Raw genomic sequence first — 21,515 nt, forward strand, 5'->3', positions numbered from 1 at the left:
CTTTTGTGTACAAAAATAAAAAGTCCTATTTTTGCCTAAAATCTTTAAGAAATGATAACGATTTTATCAGCATTTTGGCCGTTTTACCAGTTCCTTTGGACAATTTTCTTCGTAACAATGTTCTTGGTGGGATTCTGGTGTATCTTCATGTTCTTCGGATTGGTAATTCCAATGTGGTTGACAGAAGGTTTGAAAGAGTATTTCGGAAAAATTAAACCTTTCGATCCTGAAGATATCAGAAGTAAGCAGGTAAACGAGCAGGAAGGTGTAGAAGTAATCTACAGCAACCCAAAAGGGAATGGTCCTTTCTTACATGACAGTCACGGACATCATCATTAATTGATATTGTCATTGTTTTCTCACCTGAATTCTGAGGAAGCAATATCAAAGCAAAACAACATATATTAAACCACTTAATTTTTTAAGTGGTTTTTTGTTTATTCAGTTCTCAGTTTTTCAGGAGATACACCGAATTTCTTCTTAAAGGCTCTCGTAAAATTCTGCACATATTCATAACCGCATTCGATAGCAATTTCTTTAATCATGATTTCTTTATTAATGATTAACTTTTTAGCTTTCAGCATTCTAAGTTCAGCAATGTAGTCACTGACGGTCATGTGATATTGAGCTTTGAATTCTTTTCGAATCTTATTTTGATTAATCCCGATTAATTTCCCGATTTCTTCAACTTTAATATTTTTATGATAATTTTCATCTACAAACTTTTTAATCATTGAAGGGGTTTTCGGAGTTTCTTCGACCGTATTTTTTTCATTGAACTGTTCAAAAATTAATATTAAAAGTTTAATAATTTTAGCTTCAACAAATAGTTTCTGCATTACCCCCTTTTTTGAATAATTTACAATTTCCCTTAAAATCATATGCATTTCAACGGTCATATCGGGTGGAGTTTGCTTGTGAAGGAAAATATAATTATTTCGTATCATACTTTCCAGAATATCAGCGCTTTCTTTGTTAGAATCAGGATTGATGAGGTTTGAAATGTAATTATAATTAATCTGAATCTGAAAGTATTTCAATAGTTCCTGGTTTTCCGTCCACAATTCTGCCATACTTTCTTCGGGAGAGTAATGAAGAATGTATTGATTTTTCTTAAACAGAAACTTTGTTCCGCAATCTTCAGCTGCGAGATTAATGTTAGGACTCAACAGAAAAAGTAAATTGAAGCTCGATTTGCTCTCAATCATATTAGATTTTGAAAATTTTTCAGGATATAGGTCTTCTTGCATTAAAATTTTAATGTTTTCGGATCTGAACAATAATCCTTTATGAGATTGATTCTTCATACGAGCGATTTTTACAGACATGGTACAAATTGAATAAAGCTGAATATAGATAACAAAAAGTTCGTTAATGATTATTTTGAATTTTTTGCAGCAGCTAATTTTGCAAAATTAAATTAAATTTAGAATAATTAAAAATAAAATTTTTATGATTAACAAATTATCTTCTGTTATCTGTAAAGTATCGTTAGCGATTTCATTTTTTACTTTTACAAATAATTTTAAATCACAGACATGCAATGATCCTGGAAATATTCCCGGAGATGTAGGATGTGTAACTTTTAATTATAAAGCGCAATCGGTTACATACAAAACGGTAAGAGGAGCGGATGGAAAAATATGGCTTCAGCAGAATTTGGGAAGTGCAAAAATAGCTTCTTCACTTACAGATTCTGATGCTTACGGTGATCTTTTTCAATGGGGAAGATGGGATGACGGACATCAGGATAGAAATTCAGTACTGAAAGCTGTTCCTCCTTCTCCCAATAATCCTTCAGGTTTGAATATGGGAGATGTTTCTTTTTATTCCGCAGGATATAATTCATCATCAAATTGGTGGTCAGCGGGCGTATCTTCTGATAAATGGACAGCTGAAAATCCGTCTTCAGCAACAGTAAATAATGGAGCAGATCCTTGTAAGGCTATCGGCTTAAGTTGGCGACTTCCCACTGTAGATGAAATTGATAATGCCATGACAGCAGAAAATATTTCAGAATATAATTCAGCACTTGCGAGTAATCTGAAATTAGTTCCTGCGGGAATGAAAGATTATTCGGGAATTTTTTCTCCGGGAACAAGATTGTATTTGTGGTCTTCTTCGGCTTCACCATATACAGGTTCAGGGCAGCATTTGTATATCAGTCAGTTTTCTACGCTTACAAATAGTGCTGGAAGAGATGCCGGAATGTCGGTGAGATGCATTAAAGATGCTTCAATAATATTGGGAGCATCCGATATTAAGAAAGTAAATGTTGGTATCTATCCGAATCCAACTAATGGTATTTTAAATATTAAAATAGACACATTGGTTGAGAATGTAAATGTTTTTAACGTTGTCGGACAAAAAATAAAAGTTGAATTCTCAAACAATCAAATCAATTTGCAGGAATTTCCAAACGGAATCTATATTGTTGAAATACAATTAAAAAACGGGAAAAGTCTATCGCAGAAAGTTATTAAAAATTAAATATTCAGCCTATGATAATCGAATGTTTGAAAATGATAATTGTCTTTTGTTGATTAGGGGTAATTTCGCGCCAAATTAATATAATTTAGAATAAATAAAAATAACATTACCTATGTTTAAAAATTTATATTATACATTACAAAAAATTGGAGTAGGCTTAGGTTTACTTACAATGGCAGCGAGTTATTCATATGCGCAGCAATGGGAAGATGTAGGAGGGGTGCAACCGATTTCTACAGGAGGGACTAGTTTTAATAACCTGACTATAAATTCTACAGGAAAATATTATATTTCTTATTATGATCTTGCAGTTTCTAAAGGTTCTGTTCAAATGTTTAACGGAACTTCATGGTCATATGTCGGGGGCAGTCCCGGAATTACAACTAGCTTTGCTACTTATAATTCTTTGTCATTAGCACCGGACGGAAATGTTTATTATACAAATCAGGGAACGGGATTGGAAGTTCGCCAGTTTAATGGGACTTCATGGACACAATTATCAAGTCCGACAACTTCTACCGTTAATTATCAGGCTTCCGCAGTTTCTCCTTCAAATGTTTTGTTTACATATTCAACACATAATTCAGGAACAGTTCAGCGTTATGTGAACGGAACTTGGGAACAGGTTGGAAATACAGGATTTTCCAGTGGAGCAGCTTTTGCCGAAATGGTGATCGGAACAAATAATAAAGTATATACCTGTAATGTATCAAGCGGAGTAAGAGTATATGAAAATACAACTACAGCAACAACTTCTGATAATTGGACATTGGTTGGAGGAAATATTGTAGATGTAGCTTCTTCCAGTGAGCAGTATAATTCTGATATTGCAATTGATGGAAATAATAATCTGTATGTAGCTTATGTTTCAAACTCTGCAAATGGTCAAAAATTAAATGTAAAAAAATTCGACGGTGCAAACTGGGTGCAAGTAGGAAATGCTAATTTCTCCAGCGGAAGAATACAACACGTTGCACTTGCTGTAACTTCTACAGGGACACCTTATATAGTAGCAAGTCGTTGGGAAAATGATGATTATTTAAGAAATACAGCTTATAAATTAGATACGGCAAGCCAAACATGGGGAACATTTGGAGGAAGTTTTGTTTCTGACGGACAGGCAACTTATAATGATCTGGCTTTCGATAAAGTAAATAATTATCTTGTTCTAGCGTATTCACAAGGCGGAACAAAAGTGAAAAGAATTTCTTTAACTCCGGACTGTAATAATACAGATCCTGGAACCAATCCGGGAGATTTGGGTTGTGTGAAATTTACATACAGAGGACAAATAGTTAGTTATACAACGGTAAGAGGAATGGATGGAAAAGTTTGGCTTCAACAGAACTTAGGAAGTTCTCAGGTTGCGACCTCTCTGGATGATGCCAATTCTTACGGAGATCTTTTCCAGTGGGGAAGATGGGACGATGGACATCAGTTGAGAACATCTGCGACAACAACAACTCCTTCTACAAATTCACCTGATGGATTAGCGGGAACAAATTCATTCATTATCGGTTCCAGTACGGCTTCGTGGTGGGCGACTAACGCAACAAGTGATGCTTGGAATGCGTCATCTTCAACATCTGTTACATCAGCAAACGGAGCAGATCCATGTAAAGCGATCGGGCAAGGTTGGAGACTTCCGACTTCAGCAGAATGGGTAACATTGGTAGGCGCAGAAAATATCAATGGTCCTGCAGCAGCTTATGCAAGTAAATTGAAATTACCGGCAGCGGGATACAGAAGTAATACTTCAGGAGCATTTACTTTTGCTGGAACGAGAGGTTATTATTGGAGTTCGGAAACGGCGAGTTCGGGAGGAAAATATTTATATGTAGGATCAACTATTGTAACTCCAACTTCAGGGGGACCAAGAGGACAGGGAGAGGCTGTAAGATGTATGAAAGATTTTACAGGATTAGCTACTTCTGATGTTAATCTTACCATTAAACCAATCGGAATTTATCCAAATCCAACGAACGGAATTTTAAATATTGAAACAGATTCGTCCATTGAAACTGTAAATGTTACCAATATCGTTGGACAAAAAATAAATGTTCAGTTTTCGGGTAACCAAATTAATATGCAAGGTCTTACAAATGGAGTGTACATTGTAGAATTAAAACTAAAGAACGGGCAGACTTTTTCTAAGAAAGTGGTTAAAAATTAATTTCCACGCATATTTGATTGATAGACAAAAGGCTTGCAAGAGCCTTTTGTTTTTAGATAATAGTTCATTTAAATTACAAGGAAATCCGGCGCGGGACAAAGTCCCGCGCCGGATTCTGTTTTATACAAAAAGCATAATACCAAAAAGCTTAAATAATATTGATTTCAACATTAATATTTCCTCTCGTCGCTTTGGAATAAGGACAGGTTTGATGGGCTTCTTCAGTTAATAATTTAGCTGTTTCGGTATCAATTCCCGGAAGACTTATGTTCAGACGGGCTTGTAAAAAGTAGGCATCATCATTCAGGCAAAGATCTACTTCTGCATCTACTGCGGTTTCAGGAGAAAGTCTGATTTTTCTTTTTCTCGCTGCCAATCCTAAAGCTCCGATAAAACAAGCCGACCAACCTGCTGCGAAAAGCTGTTCAGGATTTGTTCCTGCTTCATTTCCGCCCGGTGTTGAAAGTTTTATGTTAAGATTTTCGTCGGAACTTTTAGAAAATCCATCGCGACCGCCTGTTGTGTGAGTTTTTCCTGTGTATAATACTTTTTCTAAGTTTAAGTTTTGATTATTTTCCATTATTAAAAAATTTAGATGTTATTAATTGGCTTAAAATTATAGGTCAAAATTAGTTGGGTTTTAAATTGAATAAAATCATAAAAATAAGTGAAACAGACAATTTGAGATTTAAAACAGACATTCCCAAAAGTGAAATTATTTTGTATAACCATCAACTTCAATAATTGCATTGGCAAAAGATTGGGGATCTTCCTGTGGAACATTATGCCCTATTCCTTTTAAAATTTTATGTGAATATTTTCCTGTAAATTGATTTTCGTAAGCTTTTCCATTAATTGCAGCTCCGTCAAAATCACTACTTATTGTGATGGTGGGAACATTAATTTTAGGTCTGGCTGAAAGTTTATTCTCCAATTCATCATACTTTGCTTCTCCTTTTGCTAAAGACAATCTCCAACGGTAATTATGAATTACGATAGCTGTGTGATCAGGATTGTTAAAAGATTCTGCAGTCTGATCATATGTTTCTTTACTAAAATTCCACAATGGTGAAGCTGTTTTCCAGATAAGCTTATTGAATTCATATGTATTTTCTCTATATCCCTTTTCGCCGCGCTCTGTTGAAAAATAATATTGATACCACCAACCTAATTCTGCATTCGGAGACAGCGGTTTTTTATTTGCTTCAAGATTAGTAATTAAATATCCGCTTACTGAAACCAAGCCTTTTACTCTTTCAGGATAAAGTACGGCTATCGCATCTGCGGTTCTTGCGCCCCAATCGAATCCGCCAATTATAGCTTTTTCAATTTTTAAAGCGTCCATTAATGCAATGATATCTGTTGCTACTGCGGTTTGTTGTCCGTTTCTCATCGTTTCATCAGAAAGAAATCTCGTTGTTCCAAAACCTCTCAAATATGGAGTGATCACCCGATATCCTTTTGCTGTCAACATAGGAACTACATCCTCATAACTGTGAATATCGTAAGGCCAGCCGTGAAGTAAAATTACAGGAGTTCCGTTGGATGGGCCAGCTTCTGTATAACCAACATTCAGAACACCTGCATTGATTTGTTTTAAAATTCCTAATGAGCTTTTCGTTTGCTGAGCATTTAGTCCAATATTAAAAATTAAAAGAAGAAACGCTGCGATCCAATATTTTTTAATGAAATAAATCTTTTGATGTAATGAGTTTTGATACATAATGATTGAGTTTTTGAATTGATGGCTCAAAAGTAGAAAGCTTTCATTTGCAAAACCATTGAAAATTATCTGAAACGGACAAACTCAGCCTTGAATTAGACAAATGATGGTTTGGTATGTATAATGAAATTTATTAGTCAATGCATAGTATTTCAAGATGTTAAAACGCTTATTTTTTCAAAGAAAAATGAATAATTGACAAAAAATAAATTACATTAGTATTAAATTAACTTTAAAAAAACGAATTTTATGAAAAAGTTTTATTCCGGATTTTTATTGTTTGTCGTTGCCTGCGTATTTGGGCAGATAAGCTATACTATTACTCCGAATCCGTTCAATGAAACGGATAATATTACTTTAACCGTCCCGGGAAATCAAATAGATGAAACTGCTTGGGGAGTTGTAAACAATGCCATTTATATCTGGACATGGTCTTTGGATACAAATTATCAGAACAGTCAGGATTGTCCTACCAATGGGAGTTGGAATAGTTCTAATGAGTTGAATAGATTAAATTATAATTCCACGACGGATACTTATTCTCTGACATTTACGCCAACCACTTTTTACGGGAGAACCGGAATTGGGCGATTTGGATTTTTGTTAAAAGATAAAACTGGATCTCATCAAACTTCACCTGATATTTTTGTCAATGTCGGAGTCTTAAATTTAAACTTAACAAACCCTGCGGCAAACAGCTTGACGTCGGTTCCTACGGGAAATTCAATTAACATTACGGCAACAACAAGCGTTAATGCAACGTTTCAGTTGAAAGCAAACGGAACTGTTGTGAATTCTACTTCTACAGCTTCAACGTCTTATTCTTACAATTACACAGTAACAGGAGATGCAAGCATGGAATTAATTGCAACTGATGCAAATTCAAATTCTAAAAATTCTACGTTTATTTTGCAGGTTCCGAGGAATGTGGTTTCGGAAGCAATTCCAAGTTGGATCAGACAAGGGATCAATTATCATCCGACTGATAATACAAAAGTTGGCTTGGCTTTATATGCTCCGACTAAAAATTTCGTTCATGTGATCGGAAGTTTTAATAACTGGATCGTAAATGATGCTTATTTAATGAAAAGAGATACTGGAAATCCGGATTTATATTGGATTGAATTAAGTGGTTTAACGCCTCAGCAATTATATACTTTCCAATATAGAACGAATGATTTGAGAAAAGTTGCAGATCCTTATTCTCCGCAGATTTTGTCTTCTTATGATGATCAGTATATTTCATCGACAACTTATCCGAATTTACCTGCATTTCCGGCTGGACAGGGATTTGAAGTTTCAATGTTTAAAACAGGACAAACTCCTTACAATTGGCAAACGACCAATTTCCAGCGTCCGGCAAAAGAAAATCTTGTTGTTTATGAATTGTTATTAAGAGATTTTACACAGGAGAAAAACTGGCAGTCATTAATTAATAAAATAACGTATTTAAAAAACTTAAATATCAACGCAATTGAGCTTCTTCCTGTCATGGAGTTTGAAGGAAATCTTTCGTGGGGGTATAATACTTCTTTTCATTATGCTTTAGATAAAGCGTATGGAACGCCTGAAAAATTCAAAGAATTTATTGATCTATGTCATCAAAACGGAATTGCTGTGATTTTAGATATTGCTTTCAATCACGCTACAGGGCGTTCTCCGTTGGTAAGACTTTGGAATGTAGATCCTGATGGAGATGGTTACGGAGATGTTGCCGCAAACAATCCTTATTTTAATACAGTTCCTAAACATTCTTATAATGTTTTCAATGATTTTAACCACACAAGTGCTTCAACTAAATATTACGTTGAAAGATGTCTTCAACAATGGCTGTTGGAATATCATGTTGATGGATTCCGTTGGGATTTAACAAAAGGATTCACACAAAGCTGTTCTGAAACAGATGAAGCTTGTACAAATGCTTATCAGCAGGACAGAGTGGATATTTTGAAATATTATGCTGACAGACAATGGGCACTTGATCCTAATTCTTACATGATTTTTGAACATTTGGGAACGGATGCAGAAGAACAGCAATGGGCAAACTACAGAATTGCGGAAGGAAAAGGAGTAATGTTGTGGAATAATCAGAATGGGCCTTACAATCAAAATACAATGGGTTATAAGGAAAACAGCAATTTTGACAGAATGAATCATACGCTTCATGGTTTTACAAATATGTCTGGAGTTGGCTACGGAGAAAGTCATGACGAAGAAAGACTGATGTTTAAAAACCTTGCTTATGGTGCTGTGAATGGTGCTTATGATGTTAAAAACTTAAATACATCTTTAGATAGAATGAAAGCTTTTGGAGCAACATTCTTTACAATTCCCGGTCCGAAAATGATTTGGCAGTTTGGAGAATTGGGGTACGAATTCAGTATCAACAGATGTGCAGATGGATCGATCAATAACGGTTGTAGAACAGATGAAAAGCCAATTGCTTTCACATTGGGATATGATACAAACGCAAACAGAAAAGCAGTTTATGATACTTGGGCTAAAATCATTAATATTAGAAATACAAATCCGGTTTTCAAATCAAAAACGTATACTGTAGAATCTAATAACCTGACAAATGATCCGACTGGATTGATTACGAGGATTTTTGTTTACGATAATACGATTACAACTGGAGTGAAAAATGTTGTAGTTCTTGCAAATTATACTACTGCAGCTCAAAATGTGGTTCCTTACTTTCCTTATATTGGACAATGGCAGAATTTAATGGATAATTCTATTTCCACAGTTACTTCCACTACGGCTCCGATTTTACTTCAGCCGGGAGAATTTAGAATTTTTGGAAATTATGCTTCAACGACATTATCCACAATGAATGTGAATTCTGAAAACACGCTATCTCTTCAGATTGGGGATAACCCTGTGAAAAATGGCTCTGCAAAATTAATTTACCACAAAGCTAAGAACGGAGAGATTTTCATTTATGATATGAGTGGAAAAAAGATGGATTCGTTTAAGCTTACTAATGAAAACGGAACCTATGAATTGAAAACAAATTATCCTTCAGGTTCGTATTTGGTTCATTTGAAATCAGATACAGGAGTGGCTATTCAAAAAATGATTGTGAAATAAGCTGTGGATAAGTCTCAATCTTAATAATAAAAGAGGTCATGAAAATGATCTCTTTTTTTGTTTATTCGCACTTTATCAGTATTTAAAATTATGTTTATCCATGAGCTACTAACGGCTTTTCAATACGTTATTCACAAGGTTTTCCACATCAAAATTTAGGGTTTTCCATTTGTTGCTAATAGCTTATTAATAGATTGTCCACATTTTATCCACGATTCGAGAATATTTTATCAACGGAGATTTAGGCTTGCTAATATGTAATTCATATGTTGCTAAGAGGTAATTAATATCTTATCCACATTTTATTCACAAGCTTAAAAATGTTCTTAAAGATGAAAAATCGATAGGTTTTTGTCATTTAAAATTATTAGTCTACCTTTGCAGTAGATTATCAAGAAAGGTGGAGGGAATTGGCCCTGTGAAACCTTAGCAACCGACATTTCTTATGTAAAGGTGCTAATTCCAACCCGTTTTGGGGGAAGATAAGTGAAGTCAATATTCTGTATTATTCCATTTTCTTGAAGGTCTTTTCGTGATTTGTGATTTTTCGCAAACAAATATTAATTAGTTTAAAAATAAAAAACACTGAAGGAAAATGAAGAAACTCAGCGTAAGTGTGCTGCTTTTGGCAGTTGGAATTTTATCAGCTCAGGAACAGGAAAAAGAAAGTAAGATTGAAGATGTTGTTATTGTTGGAAATCGAAATGCTAAAAGAACAAAACTCGAAACTCCGGTTCCGGTAGATGTTATCAATATAGAAAAAATACAGAAATCTTCTCCGCAAACTACTGTTCAGGATTTGTTGAATTATGTGATTCCATCGTTCAATTCGGTTCGTCAATCGGCTTCGGATGGTACGGAACACATCGATCCCGTGACTTTGAGAGGAATGGGACCGGATCAGGTTTTGGTTTTAGTGAATGGAAAAAGAAGACACACGACATCTTTAGTTAATTATCAAAATACAGTTGGAAATGGCTCGGTCGGAACAGATCTGAGTACAATTCCCGTAATTGCTATTGATCGAATTGAAGTTCTGAGAGACGGAGCTGCAGCACAATATGGCTCTGATGCAATTGCAGGAGTTATCAACATTATTCTTAAAAAAAATATTGGCGGTTCAGCAAGTCTTAATTATGGAATTTCAGGAAGAAACGATGGTGAAACTTATCAAGCCGGAGCAAACTATGGAACTTCTCTGGGTAAAAAAGACAGCTACATCAATTTGTCTTTACAACTAAATTACAGAGGAAAAACAACGAGAACGCAAAATCATAATCTGGATATTTTCGGAGACAATTTTGCGTATGATTTTGCAAGTGATCCTGCTACGGCAAGAGCTTCGGATGATGCAATTATTCAACAGAGAGGTTTGAGTCGTGATGATTTTAATTTCCAGATTGGGGATGCACAAATCAAACAGGCGCAGTTGTTTTTTAATTCAGAATATCCGGTTAATGATCAATTCAAATTATATTCTTTCGGAGGTTTCAGCATAAAAGAAGGACAAGGTTATGGTTTCAGAAGACTTCCAAGTGAAACTTCTAATAATGTGTATTCTATTTATCCAAACGGTTTTCAGCCGACTTTAGGTTCTAAAGTATATGATTTTTCTTATGCGATCGGAGCAAAATATAATAAAAATGACTGGTTTTTGGATCTGAGCAATACTTTCGGAAGCAATACATTCGATTATGATGTAAGTAACACGGTTAATGCTTCATTGGGAGCAAAATCTCCAACAAGTTTTGATGCAGGAGCGCATAATTTCCTTCAAAATACAATCAATCTTGATGTTTCTAAAAATATTAAGAACTTCAATATTGCTTTTGGCGGAGAATTCAGATTTGAACAATATGAAATCAAATCTGGAGAAGAAGCTTCTTATTCAAGATATGATATTTACGGAAATGTTGTGACAGCTTCTACACCTTCTGCTGATATTGTTGGAGCAGGAGGATCACAGTCTTTTATTGGTTTTTCACCGACAAATGCTTTGTCAAAATCGAGACATTCGACAGCGATTTACGGAGATGTTTCTTATGATTTAGATAAAAAATTAGATGTAGACTTAGCCGGAAGATTTGAAAATTATTCAGATTTTGGAAGTACTCTGAACGGAAAATTGGCGGTGAGATATGAATTTATAAAAAACTACGCCATTCGTGCTGCTGTAGGAACGGGTTTCAGAGCGCCTTCTTTACAACAGCAATATTTCAATAATTCATATGCAGATATTTCCACCACGGGAAATTCAATCGTTACAAAAGGAATTTTTAACAATGACAGCGAAGCGGCAAAGGCTCTTGGTTTTGATAAGCTGAAACAGGAAACTTCTGTTAATGCAAGCGTTGGATTTACCTTAAAACCTTTAAATAAACTTTCGATTACATTGGATGGATATTTAATTAAAGTTAAAGACAGAATTGTGATTACAAGTAATATTACCGACGATCGATTGGCGGTTTATGGTGTAGAAAGTGGACGGTTTTTCGCCAATGCTGTTGATACGGAAACAAAGGGTGTAGATTTAGTGGTTGCTTATGATTGGAGATTAGGTGGCGGAAATTTAAATATTAATCTTGCCGGAAATTATACAGAAACAAAAATCACAGATTTTCATTTTCCAGCAAACCTTCAGACTCCGCAGAACGAATTTTTCGGACCGGATCAAATTAATATTATCGAAAGCTTATCTCCAAAAACAAAAGCAACTTTAGGTTTAAATTATGGAATTGGGAAGTTTAATTTCTTAGTAAGAAACACATATTTCGGAAAAGTGATAAGAGACGGTTATCCTTTCGGTGGCGTTCAGGAATTTGCTCCAAAAGTAGTAACAGACGTGAGCGTTGGTTATGATTTTACAAAAAATATCAATCTTACAATTGGGGCAAATAATGTTTTTGATGTCTTTCCTGATCTTCAGATTTATGAAAATTCGTATTATGGTGTTTTCAAATATGCTCCTGTTCAGATGGGAACTTTGGGGAATTATTTCTTCGGAAGGCTTAATTTTACATTTTAATTAAATGAATTCTACCTCACATCAGATTGGCTGGAAAACTGCCGTTGCTATTGTCGTTTCGAATATGATCGGAACAGGGATCTTCACAACGTTGGGTTTCCAGCTTGCTGACATTACGAATACCTACAGCATATTCCTCCTTTGGAGCATTGGAGGAATTTTGGCTTTATTCGGAGCTTTTTGTTATGCTGAATTGGGTTCACATTTCAAAGGAAACGGAGGCGATTTTATTTATCTGAAAGAAACATATCATCCGGTTTTGGGATATTTGGTGAGTTGGATTTCTTTGATCATCGGATTTTCATCACCAGTTGCTTTGGCGGCTTTAGCCATGTCGAAATATCTTTCCGCATTCAATGTTTCTTTTGGAAATAGTTTTGCGATTGGAGTGATTTTTTTAGTCGCAATATTTTTATCATTTAGTTTAAAAGCTTCGAGTCGATTTCATAATTTTTTTACTTTTATTAAAATTGCCTTCATTATTGTTTTAATTATTCTCGGAGTCGGACTTTCAGAATCTGAATCTATTGGAAATAGTTTGAAACTGGATGATTCCTGGAAGAACGAAATTATGCTTCCCGCTTTTGCTACGTCATTAGTATTCGTAACGTATTCATACACAGGATGGAATTCTGCGTCTTACATTGCGGGAGAAATTAAAGATGTACAAAAAAATCTTCCAAAATCCCTGATTATCGGAACAGTTTTCGTGACGGTTTGCTATCTTATGGTGAATTATATTATGCTGAAACATGCTCCAGTCAATCAATTAGCAGGAAAAGAAGATGTGATGGGAGAAGCAGCAAATAATATGCTCGGTCATACTTTCGGAAAAGTGGTGAATATTTTTATTGCTTTACAATTAGTGGCGACAATCAGTGGATATTTGTGGGTTGGTTCGCGATTGACACAGGCTTTTGCTAAGGAAAACAAATTGTGGAAAAGTTTGTCAATAACCAATCAGAAAGGAATTCCAGTTCGTGCTATTTTTGCTCATGCCGTAATTGCAACGTTGATTATTTTAACTGGAAGTTTTAAAGAAATCTTTGTTTACACGGCTTTTATTCTTCAATTGTTTGCGAGTCTGGCAATTTCTACGGCTTTCTTTATTACAAAAAGTGACCGGAAAATATTTAAATCCAATTTATTTTACATTTTTCCAACTGTCTTTTTGTTGTTTAGTGTGTATATTTTGTATTTCACATTTATTCATAATCCGAAGGAAAGCATTATCGGATTGGGAATTGTAGCGCTGGGAATTGTTCTTTATTTAATTGATCGAAAAATTACGAAGTCTAAAGCTTGATTCTTGATTTTTTTGAATTATTAATGTCATTTACATTAAAAGTCTTCGACTTCGCTCAGACTGACACTTGCTTAATTGGGTTTTAAATATCAAATATTTAATTAAACAGTTAGTATTAGCGATGTCATCCTGAGCGGAGTCGAAGGATCTTTAATAATACATCTTAGATTCCTTCAGAATAACAAAAATGCTGTTGAATTTTTTAATAAAAAATAATTAAGAAATCGTCTATCATTCACTGAATGAAACGCCTTTGCGAACGAGAAATATCCTCAATCATTTCAAAGAAAAATTTTGCGAACCTTGCCTTAAAATAGATTCTTCACTACGCTTTCGCTTCGTTCTGAATGACAAACTGCAATATTTTGCGAGAAAAAATAATGTAATGAGATGGGTTCTTGAGTTTTGAATTAATATTCCGTATCTTTGCACCCACAAAATTTTCATAATGTCTAAATCATTAATTCCAAAATTAGAAGCTATAAAACAAAGATATAATGAGGTTGCAGACCTTATTATACAGCCTGATGTTATTACAGATCAGAAAAGATATTCTTCTCTGAACAAAGAATATAGCGATTTGGGAAAAATTGTAAGAGTTTACGATCAATATAAAGGAGCTTTGGATACGATCGAAGAATCCGACGAAATTATTGCTGACGGATCAGACAAAGATTTTGTTGAATTGGCAAAAATCGAGAAAAACGAAGCGTTAGAAAAAATTCCGGGATTGGAGGATGAATTAAAAGTATTATTAATTCCTAAAGATCCTGCAGATGACAAAAACGTTATTGTAGAACTTCGTGCAGGAACTGGTGGTGATGAGGCTGCAATTTTTGTGGAAGACGTATACAGAATGTATTCTATGTATTTCAAAACGAAAGGATGGAGACATGAAGTGACGGATTCCAACGAAGCGGCGAAAGGGTACAAAGAATTGATCATGAAAGTGGAAGGAGAAGGCGTTTACGGAATCATGAAATTCGAGTCAGGAGTTCACCGTGTACAGCGTGTTCCTGAAACGGAATCTCAAGGTAGAGTTCACACTTCAGCCATTACAATTGCTGTTTTACCGGAAGCTGAAGAGGTTGATTTTGAACTAAATCCTGCAGATATTGAAATGCAGACTTCGCGTTCAGGTGGAGCAGGAGGTCAGAACGTAAACAAGGTTGAAACAAAAGTACAGTTGACGCACAAACCTTCAGGGATGGTGGTTGTTTGTCAGCAAGCTCGTTCTCAGTTGGCAAACCGTGAATTGGCAATGGAAATGTTGAGAACCAAATTGTATGACATCGAATTACAGAAAGTTCAGGGAGATATCGCTGCACAACGTAAATCGATGGTTTCTACAGGTGACCGTTCTGCGAAGATCAAAACATACAATTATCCTCAGGGAAGAGTTACAGATCATAGAATCAACAAATCTATGTACAACCTTGACGCTTATATGAACGGAGATATTTCCGAAATGATCGACGCCGTGATCATGGCAGAAAACGCCGAAAAAATGAAAGGCGAAGAAGAAAATTTATAAAATCTTTATCATAAAATCTTTTTAAAGTCTCTGGGTTTCCGGAGACTTTTTGTTTTATCTCGAGTCAGATTTAATATTATTGAAAAATATTTGATAAAATTAGCTATAGAAATTATTCTATATTTAATTTGTTTTGAATCAATATTTTAAATTAAAATAACTTATTTCTAGTTTAAATTTTACAATTGAAAGTTCTATGTGTGTAGTATGATTTTTGAAAATAATATTTAATTTTATATAATAACTCTTAAAGTTCAGGAGTTTATACACTAATTTGAATTAAACTATACTTATGAAAAAGCTTAAGATTACCTTCCTGGTAATGTTGATGTTCTGTGCTCAAAACTTAAAATCACAAAATATTTTACCCGCTGAAAACGTCTTTAATCTTTACTTTGATTCTTTTGTAAGATACAATGATGATTCGCTAAAAGAACTGAATAGCTATCTTATTAATTTTCTGGGAAAAGAGAGCACTCATAAAATGAATTTACGAGATACCTATACGGAAAGAGTCGATTATTTTACACAGCTTTTTCTTTCCAATCTTCCCGCTAATGTTGCTTCTGAATGTAAAGATGAAGCACGTAATTATTTCGTTGTTTTAATGGATAATTTTAAAGACGCAAAATACAATATCAAAACTATTAAGCCGGTTTTTAATGAAAATATAAAAAATCAGGCAATTTCAGAAATTAATTATGAAGTGAGTTTTAAAGTTCCCGAGAATGCTTCGGAACTAAATATTGGAGACGTTAAGAAAATTGACGCCGCTGAAATGAAAAAATACCTTGTAGATCTTACTATTCAATTCAAAAAAGCGAGTAAAACAGTTACAACGGTTCAGAAGTTTAATATGTTTCAAATAAAAGCAGGAAATGATACTTACTACTGGAACGGCGGACCCCAAGAAATGACCTGGAAACTGAATGAATTTTATTTTAAAAATATCAATTAATATTAAGCTGTCTCCTAAGACGGCTTTTTTATTTCAGTGGATTCTTTATTTTTGAAAAAAAACTTAAAACTACATTTTCCATGAAGAAAAAACTAATATTAATTTGCCTGATTTTTAGTTCAGTTATGTACTTTTCTCAAGAAGCTAACGAAGTTAAAATTGATGCATTTGGTTTATTTTTTAATAGAATAGGAGTAGGATATGAAAGAATTTTTTCTCAAAATTCTACTGTTGGAGCCAGATTTTTAATGAAAAAAACAGAAAACTATTATGCAGTTCCTTTTTACAGATATTATTTTCAGGAAGATGCTTATACATATGCTACAGATCTTTTTTTAGAGGGATTTGCTATGTATGAATCTTATATTCCGCGAGATTCTGAAGAAAACTTGCTTGATGGCGGAAAAAGGAACTCAATAATAGCAGCGGGTTTAGGAATTGGTGAAAAAGCTGATCTGTCATCAGGCTTTTTTGCTGAAGCTTTATTGAATGCAGGTGTTGGAAAAGTTTTACAACCTACAAGCGGCTCGGATTATCAGTTGGTCATTCAGATTTCCGCCTCAGTTGGATACAGATTTTAAATAACTGATTTATTTAAAACAGATTCCTTATTTTTGAGAAAATCAAATTAATATGAGACTAAGACCTATTTTATTAACCGCCGGAGTTTTGTTTTCGGCAACATTTTATTCGCAAAAAATGATTTATCCAAAAGCATTAAAAGGAAATCAAACAGATAATTATTTCGGAACTGCTGTTGCAGACCCGTACAGAGATTTAGAAAATGACTCTGAGCCAACAAAAAAATGGGTAGACGAAGAAGTTGCGCATAGCCAGAATTATCTTTCTAAAATTCCTTTCAGAGATGAGATCAAAAAACAATTGACAGACATCTGGAATTACGAAAAAATTTCAGCTCCATTCAAAGAAGGCGATTATACGTATTATTATAAAAATAACGGACTTCAGGCGCAGTCGGTTTTATACAGAACCGATAACAAAACAAAAGCAACAGAAGTTTTCTTAGATCCTAATAAATTCTCGGAGAAAGGAACAACTTCACTTTCAAGTTTGTCTTTCAATAAAAAAGGAAATTTAGCCGCTTATTCTATCTCAGAAGGTGGAAGCGACTGGAATAAAATAATTATTATTGATGCCATTACAAAGAAACAGATCGATGAAACTTTAGTTGATGTGAAATTCAGCGGAATTTCGTGGCAAGGCGATGAAGGATTCTATTATTCAAGCTATGACAAGCCGAAAGAAGGAACTGTACTTTCAGGAATGACGGATAAACACAAAGTTTTCTTTCATAAATTAGGAACTAAACAATCTGCAGACAAATTAATTTTCGGAGGCGATAAAACACCGAGAAGATATTTAGGAGCAGGAGTTTCTGAAGATCAGAGATATTTAATTATTTCTGCAGCCAATGCAACCAACGGAAATGAACTATATATTAAAGATTTAAAAAACGGTGGCGATTTTGTTCAGATCAACAAAGGTTTTGATATCAACGTAAATATTGTAGACACTCAAGGAGATGATATTTATATTTTTACGGATAAAGACGCTCCGAATATGCGTTTGGTAAAAACAACCATCAAAAATCCGGCTCCTGAAACATGGAAAGATGTAATTCCACAGACAGAAAATGTATTGGGAATCACAACCGGTGGCGGATATTTCTTCGCAACGTATATGATCGACGCTATTGATCAGGTAAAACAATATGACAGAACAGGAAAACTGATCCGTGAAATTGCTCTTCCGGGAAAAGGAAATGTTTCAGGATTTGGAGGTAAAGAAAAAGAGAAAGAATTATATTTCTCGTTCAGCAATTACATCACACCGGGAACAACATATAAATTCAATGCAGATTCGGGAACATCAGAAGTTTATCAAAAACCGAAAGTGAAATTCAATCCTGAAGATTATGTTTCCGAACAGGTTTTCTATACATCGAAAGACGGAACAAAAGTTCCGATGATGATCAATTATAAAAAAGGGACGAAGCTTGATGGCAAGAATCCCACAATTCTTTATTCTTACGGAGGTTTCAACATCAGTTTGCAGCCCGCTTTCTCTGTCGTAAACGCGATATGGATGGAAAATGGCGGAATCTACGCTGTTCCAAACATTAGAGGTGGCGGTGAATACGGAAAAAAATGGCACGATGCAGGAACAAAACAACAGAAGAAAAATGTTTTTGAAGATTTCATTGCAGCAGGAGAATATTTACAGGCAAAAGGTTATACTTCAAAAGATTATATGGCTCTTTCCGGAAGATCAAACGGAGGTTTGTTGGTGGGTGCAACCATGACAATGCGTCCTGATTTAGCGAAAGTTGCTTTTCCCGGAGTTGGAGTTTTGGATATGTTGAGGTATAATAAATTTACGGCTGGAGCAGGATGGTCTTACGACTACGGAACAGCAGAAGACAACAAGGAAATGTTTGAATATTTAAAATCATATTCTCCGGTTCACAATGTAAAAGCGGGAACTTGTTATCCATCAACCATGATTATTACAAGTGATCACGATGACAGAGTAGTTCCGGCTCATTCTTTCAAATTCGGTGCGGAATTACAGGAAAAACAGGCTTGTAACAATCCTATTTTATTAAGAATTGAAAAAAATGCAGGTCATGGAGCTGGAAGATCAACAGAACAGGTTATCGGTGAAAATGCAGATTTGCTTTCTTTTGCTTTGTATGAAATGGGAATTAAAAAACTTGGGAAATAACACAGGATATTTTAATTCAAATCTAGTGCAGTAGAGTAAAGATCTACTATACTAAGATAAAAATGGAGCGCACTGGAATAAAAATGTAGTGTACTGTATTAAAATTCTAATGAACTTAAATGAAAATGTAGTGTACTGAAGCAAAATTCTAATGTACTTTAATAAAAGTCGACATTACTAAGACATAAATGTGCTGCATTTTAACAAAAATGTAGTGCACTGAAATAAAAAGCGATTTTGCAGTTTTGCAATTTCGCTTTTTTACATAAAAATATCACAAAATTATTATCTCAAAAATGTGTAATTTTAGCCATCTAATAAATCCGAAAGTATGAGAAGGGAAGTTCAGAATAAAACTCCTCAATTTAATATAACTGAAAAAAATACGGAAATCTATCCATTCGAAAAAGATGGATTACAATTGAAATCTTCTTACAAAGCTGAAGATGTTAAAAATCTGGAATTAACGCAAACTTCTCCGGGAATTGCTCCTTATTTGAGAGGTCCGTATTCTACAATGTATGTTCAGAAACCTTGGACAGTTCGTCAGTATGCAGGTTTCTCAACGGCAGAAGAATCCAATGCTTTTTACAGAAGAAACTTGGCGGCAGGACAGAAAGGACTTTCCGTTGCTTTCGATTTGGCGACACACAGAGGATATGATTCGGATCACGCGAGAGTTGTCGGAGATGTTGGAAAAGCCGGAGTTGCTATCGATTCTGTGGAGGATATGAAGATTTTATTTAATGAAATTCCATTAGATCAGATTTCAGTTTCCATGACGATGAACGGTGCGGTTCTTCCGATTTTATCTTTTTATATTGTTGCTGCAGAAGAGCAGGGAGTTTCCCAGGAATTACTTTCAGGAACGATTCAGAATGATATTCTGAAGGAATTCATGGTGAGAAATACCTACATTTATCCACCTGCACCTTCGATGAAAATCATTGCAGATATTTTTGAATATACTTCTCAGAATATTCCGAAATTCAATTCAATTTCCATTTCAGGATATCATATGCAGGAAGCGGGAGCAACTCCGGTTCTGGAAATGGCTTATACACTTGCAGATGGTTTGGAATATGTAAGAACAGGAATAAAAGCAGGAATGAATGTTGATGATTTCGCTCCAAGATTATCCTTTTTCTGGGCAATCGGAATGAATCACTTTATGGAAATCGCAAAAATGCGGGCTGCAAGATATATTTGGGCTGAATTATTAAAACAATTCAATCCTCAAAATCCAAAATCTTTAGCATTAAGAACACATTCTCAGACTTCCGGTTGGTCTTTAACGGAACAGGAGCCTTTCAATAATATCACAAGAACTGCGATTGAAGCATTGTCTTCGGCTTTGGGAGGAACTCAGTCTCTTCACACCAACGCTTTGGATGAAGCGATCGCACTTCCGACAGATTATTCAGCAAAAATTGCTAGAAATACACAAATTATTCTTCAACAGGAAAGCGGAATCTGTGATGTTGTAGATCCGATGGGCGGAAGTAATCTGGTTGAAAGCTTAACTCAACAAATGATCGAAGAAGCGATGAAATACATCGATGAGGTAGAGCAGGAAGGCGGGATGACAAAAGCTATCGAAGCAGGAATTCCAAAGATGAGAATTGAGGAAGCTGCCGCGAGAAAGCAGGCGAAAATTGATAGTGGAGAAGAATTTATCATTGGAGTTAATTCATTCAGATCAGATTTAAAACAGGACGCCATTGAGATCTTAGATATTGACAATACGGAAGTTCGCAGAAAGCAGATCGAAAGATTGGAATCTATTAAATTAAATAGAAATTCCGAAGCAGTTGAACAGATTCTAAATGAAATAAGAGAATCTGCAAAAACAGGAAAAGGAAATCTTTTGGCATTGTGTATCGAAGCGGCTCGAAGAAGAGTAACGCTTGGAGAAATGAGCGATGCGATGGAAGAAACTTTCGGTCGTTATAAAGCAAATATCAGAACAATTTCAGGAGTTTACGCCATGAATGCAGGAAAGAACGAATATTTTAATCAGGCTCTTACTCTTACTCAGAAATTTGAAGAAGAAGAAGGTCGTCGTCCGCGATTAATGGTCGCCAAAATGGGACAGGACGGTCATGACCGAGGAGCAAAAGTTGTAGCAACGGCATTTGCAGACATGGGATTTGACGTCGATGTTGCACCATTATTCCAAACCCCGGAAGAGGTTGCAAAACAGGCTGTTGAAAATGATATTCACATTTTGGGAGTTTCATCTCTGGCTGCAGGTCACAAAACTTTGGTTCCGCAAGTTGTTGAAGAATTGAAAAAACTCGGAGCAGATGATATTACAATCGTTGTTGGAGGTGTAATTCCGCAACAAGATTACGAATTTTTATATGCCAACGGAGCCGATTTCATATTCGGTCCGGGAACAAATCTTCCGAAATGTGCTGTAGATATTCTGGAGAAATTTTTAAACTAAATTAACTTTTATAAAGTAT

General features: G+C 35.0%; 14 protein-coding genes and 1 riboswitch. Of the genes, 11 read left to right on the top strand and 3 right to left on the bottom strand.

What is annotated here, in order from left to right:
• Positions 1-51 precede the first annotated feature (51 nt).
• Positions 52-339 carry a hypothetical protein gene (locus ABD940_RS18280; protein ID WP_345207160.1) on the top strand — a complete coding sequence of 96 codons (288 nt, stop codon included), beginning with the start codon at positions 52-54 and terminating at the stop codon, positions 337-339.
• Between the two features lie 98 nt (positions 340-437).
• Here the strand turns inward: ABD940_RS18280 and ABD940_RS18285 are convergent, their stop codons facing one another.
• Entirely contained in the window at positions 438-1,307 is an 870-nt protein-coding gene (locus ABD940_RS18285) for a helix-turn-helix transcriptional regulator (protein ID WP_345207162.1), read from the bottom strand.
• Between the two features lie 145 nt (positions 1,308-1,452).
• Here ABD940_RS18285 and ABD940_RS18290 point away from each other — a divergent pair, with 145 nt between their 5' ends.
• The gene (locus ABD940_RS18290) at positions 1,453-2,490 is read left to right on the top strand and encodes a T9SS type A sorting domain-containing protein (RefSeq protein WP_345207164.1); all 1,038 of its coding nucleotides are present in this window, start codon (positions 1,453-1,455) and stop codon (positions 2,488-2,490) included.
• Between the two features lie 112 nt (positions 2,491-2,602).
• A complete protein-coding gene (locus ABD940_RS18295) occupies positions 2,603-4,663 on the top strand; it encodes a T9SS type A sorting domain-containing protein (protein WP_345207166.1) in 2,061 nt (686 codons plus the stop codon).
• A gap of 148 nt (positions 4,664-4,811) precedes the next feature.
• Here ABD940_RS18295 and ABD940_RS18300 read toward each other — a convergent pair whose 3' ends face one another.
• Both ABD940_RS18300 and ABD940_RS18305 read right to left on the bottom strand, forming a co-directional pair.
• Positions 4,812-5,243: an organic hydroperoxide resistance protein gene (locus ABD940_RS18300; RefSeq protein ID WP_345207168.1), complete on the bottom strand. Its 432-nt coding sequence runs from the start codon at positions 5,241-5,243 to the stop codon at positions 4,812-4,814.
• Positions 5,244-5,378: 135 nt separating this feature from the next.
• Positions 5,379-6,386, bottom strand: a complete 1,008-nt coding sequence (locus tag ABD940_RS18305) for an alpha/beta fold hydrolase (RefSeq protein ID WP_345207170.1) — start codon at positions 6,384-6,386, stop codon at positions 5,379-5,381.
• Positions 6,387-6,635: 249 nt separating this feature from the next.
• Between ABD940_RS18305 and ABD940_RS18310 the strand changes: the two genes are divergently transcribed.
• From ABD940_RS18310 to scpA, 8 genes are all read left to right on the top strand, one after another.
• The gene (locus tag ABD940_RS18310) at positions 6,636-9,479 is read left to right on the top strand and encodes an alpha-amylase family glycosyl hydrolase (RefSeq protein ID WP_345207172.1); all 2,844 of its coding nucleotides are present in this window, start codon (positions 6,636-6,638) and stop codon (positions 9,477-9,479) included.
• 385 nt (positions 9,480-9,864) lie between these two features.
• A riboswitch (SAM riboswitch) is annotated at positions 9,865-9,968 on the top strand.
• Between the two features lie 106 nt (positions 9,969-10,074).
• Positions 10,075-12,504, top strand: coding sequence for a TonB-dependent receptor plug domain-containing protein (locus tag ABD940_RS18315; protein WP_345207174.1), 2,430 nt, complete (start codon positions 10,075-10,077; stop codon positions 12,502-12,504).
• Positions 12,505-12,508: 4 nt separating this feature from the next.
• Positions 12,509-13,810 carry an APC family permease gene (locus ABD940_RS18320; protein ID WP_345207176.1) on the top strand — a complete coding sequence of 434 codons (1,302 nt, stop codon included), beginning with the start codon at positions 12,509-12,511 and terminating at the stop codon, positions 13,808-13,810.
• A 448-nt stretch (positions 13,811-14,258) separates the two neighbouring features.
• Positions 14,259-15,344 (top strand): peptide chain release factor 1, encoded by a 1,086-nt coding sequence (prfA, locus tag ABD940_RS18325; protein WP_345207178.1) that lies wholly within the window; start codon positions 14,259-14,261, stop codon positions 15,342-15,344.
• 292 nt (positions 15,345-15,636) lie between these two features.
• A complete protein-coding gene (locus ABD940_RS18330) occupies positions 15,637-16,302 on the top strand; it encodes a hypothetical protein (protein ID WP_345207180.1) in 666 nt (221 codons plus the stop codon).
• Between the two features lie 80 nt (positions 16,303-16,382).
• A complete protein-coding gene (locus ABD940_RS18335) occupies positions 16,383-16,883 on the top strand; it encodes a hypothetical protein (RefSeq protein ID WP_345207182.1) in 501 nt (166 codons plus the stop codon).
• 118 nt (positions 16,884-17,001) lie between these two features.
• Positions 17,002-19,047, top strand: a complete 2,046-nt coding sequence (locus ABD940_RS18340) for a prolyl oligopeptidase family serine peptidase (protein ID WP_425550372.1) — start codon at positions 17,002-17,004, stop codon at positions 19,045-19,047.
• 331 nt (positions 19,048-19,378) lie between these two features.
• Positions 19,379-21,496 (top strand): methylmalonyl-CoA mutase, encoded by a 2,118-nt coding sequence (scpA, locus tag ABD940_RS18345; RefSeq protein ID WP_345207186.1) that lies wholly within the window; start codon positions 19,379-19,381, stop codon positions 21,494-21,496.
• The last annotated feature ends 19 nt before the right edge of the window (positions 21,497-21,515 follow it).

Origin of the sequence: Chryseobacterium ginsengisoli (assembly GCF_039542325.1) — a bacterium.
Lineage (GTDB): Bacteria > Bacteroidota > Bacteroidia > Flavobacteriales > Weeksellaceae > Chryseobacterium > Chryseobacterium ginsengisoli.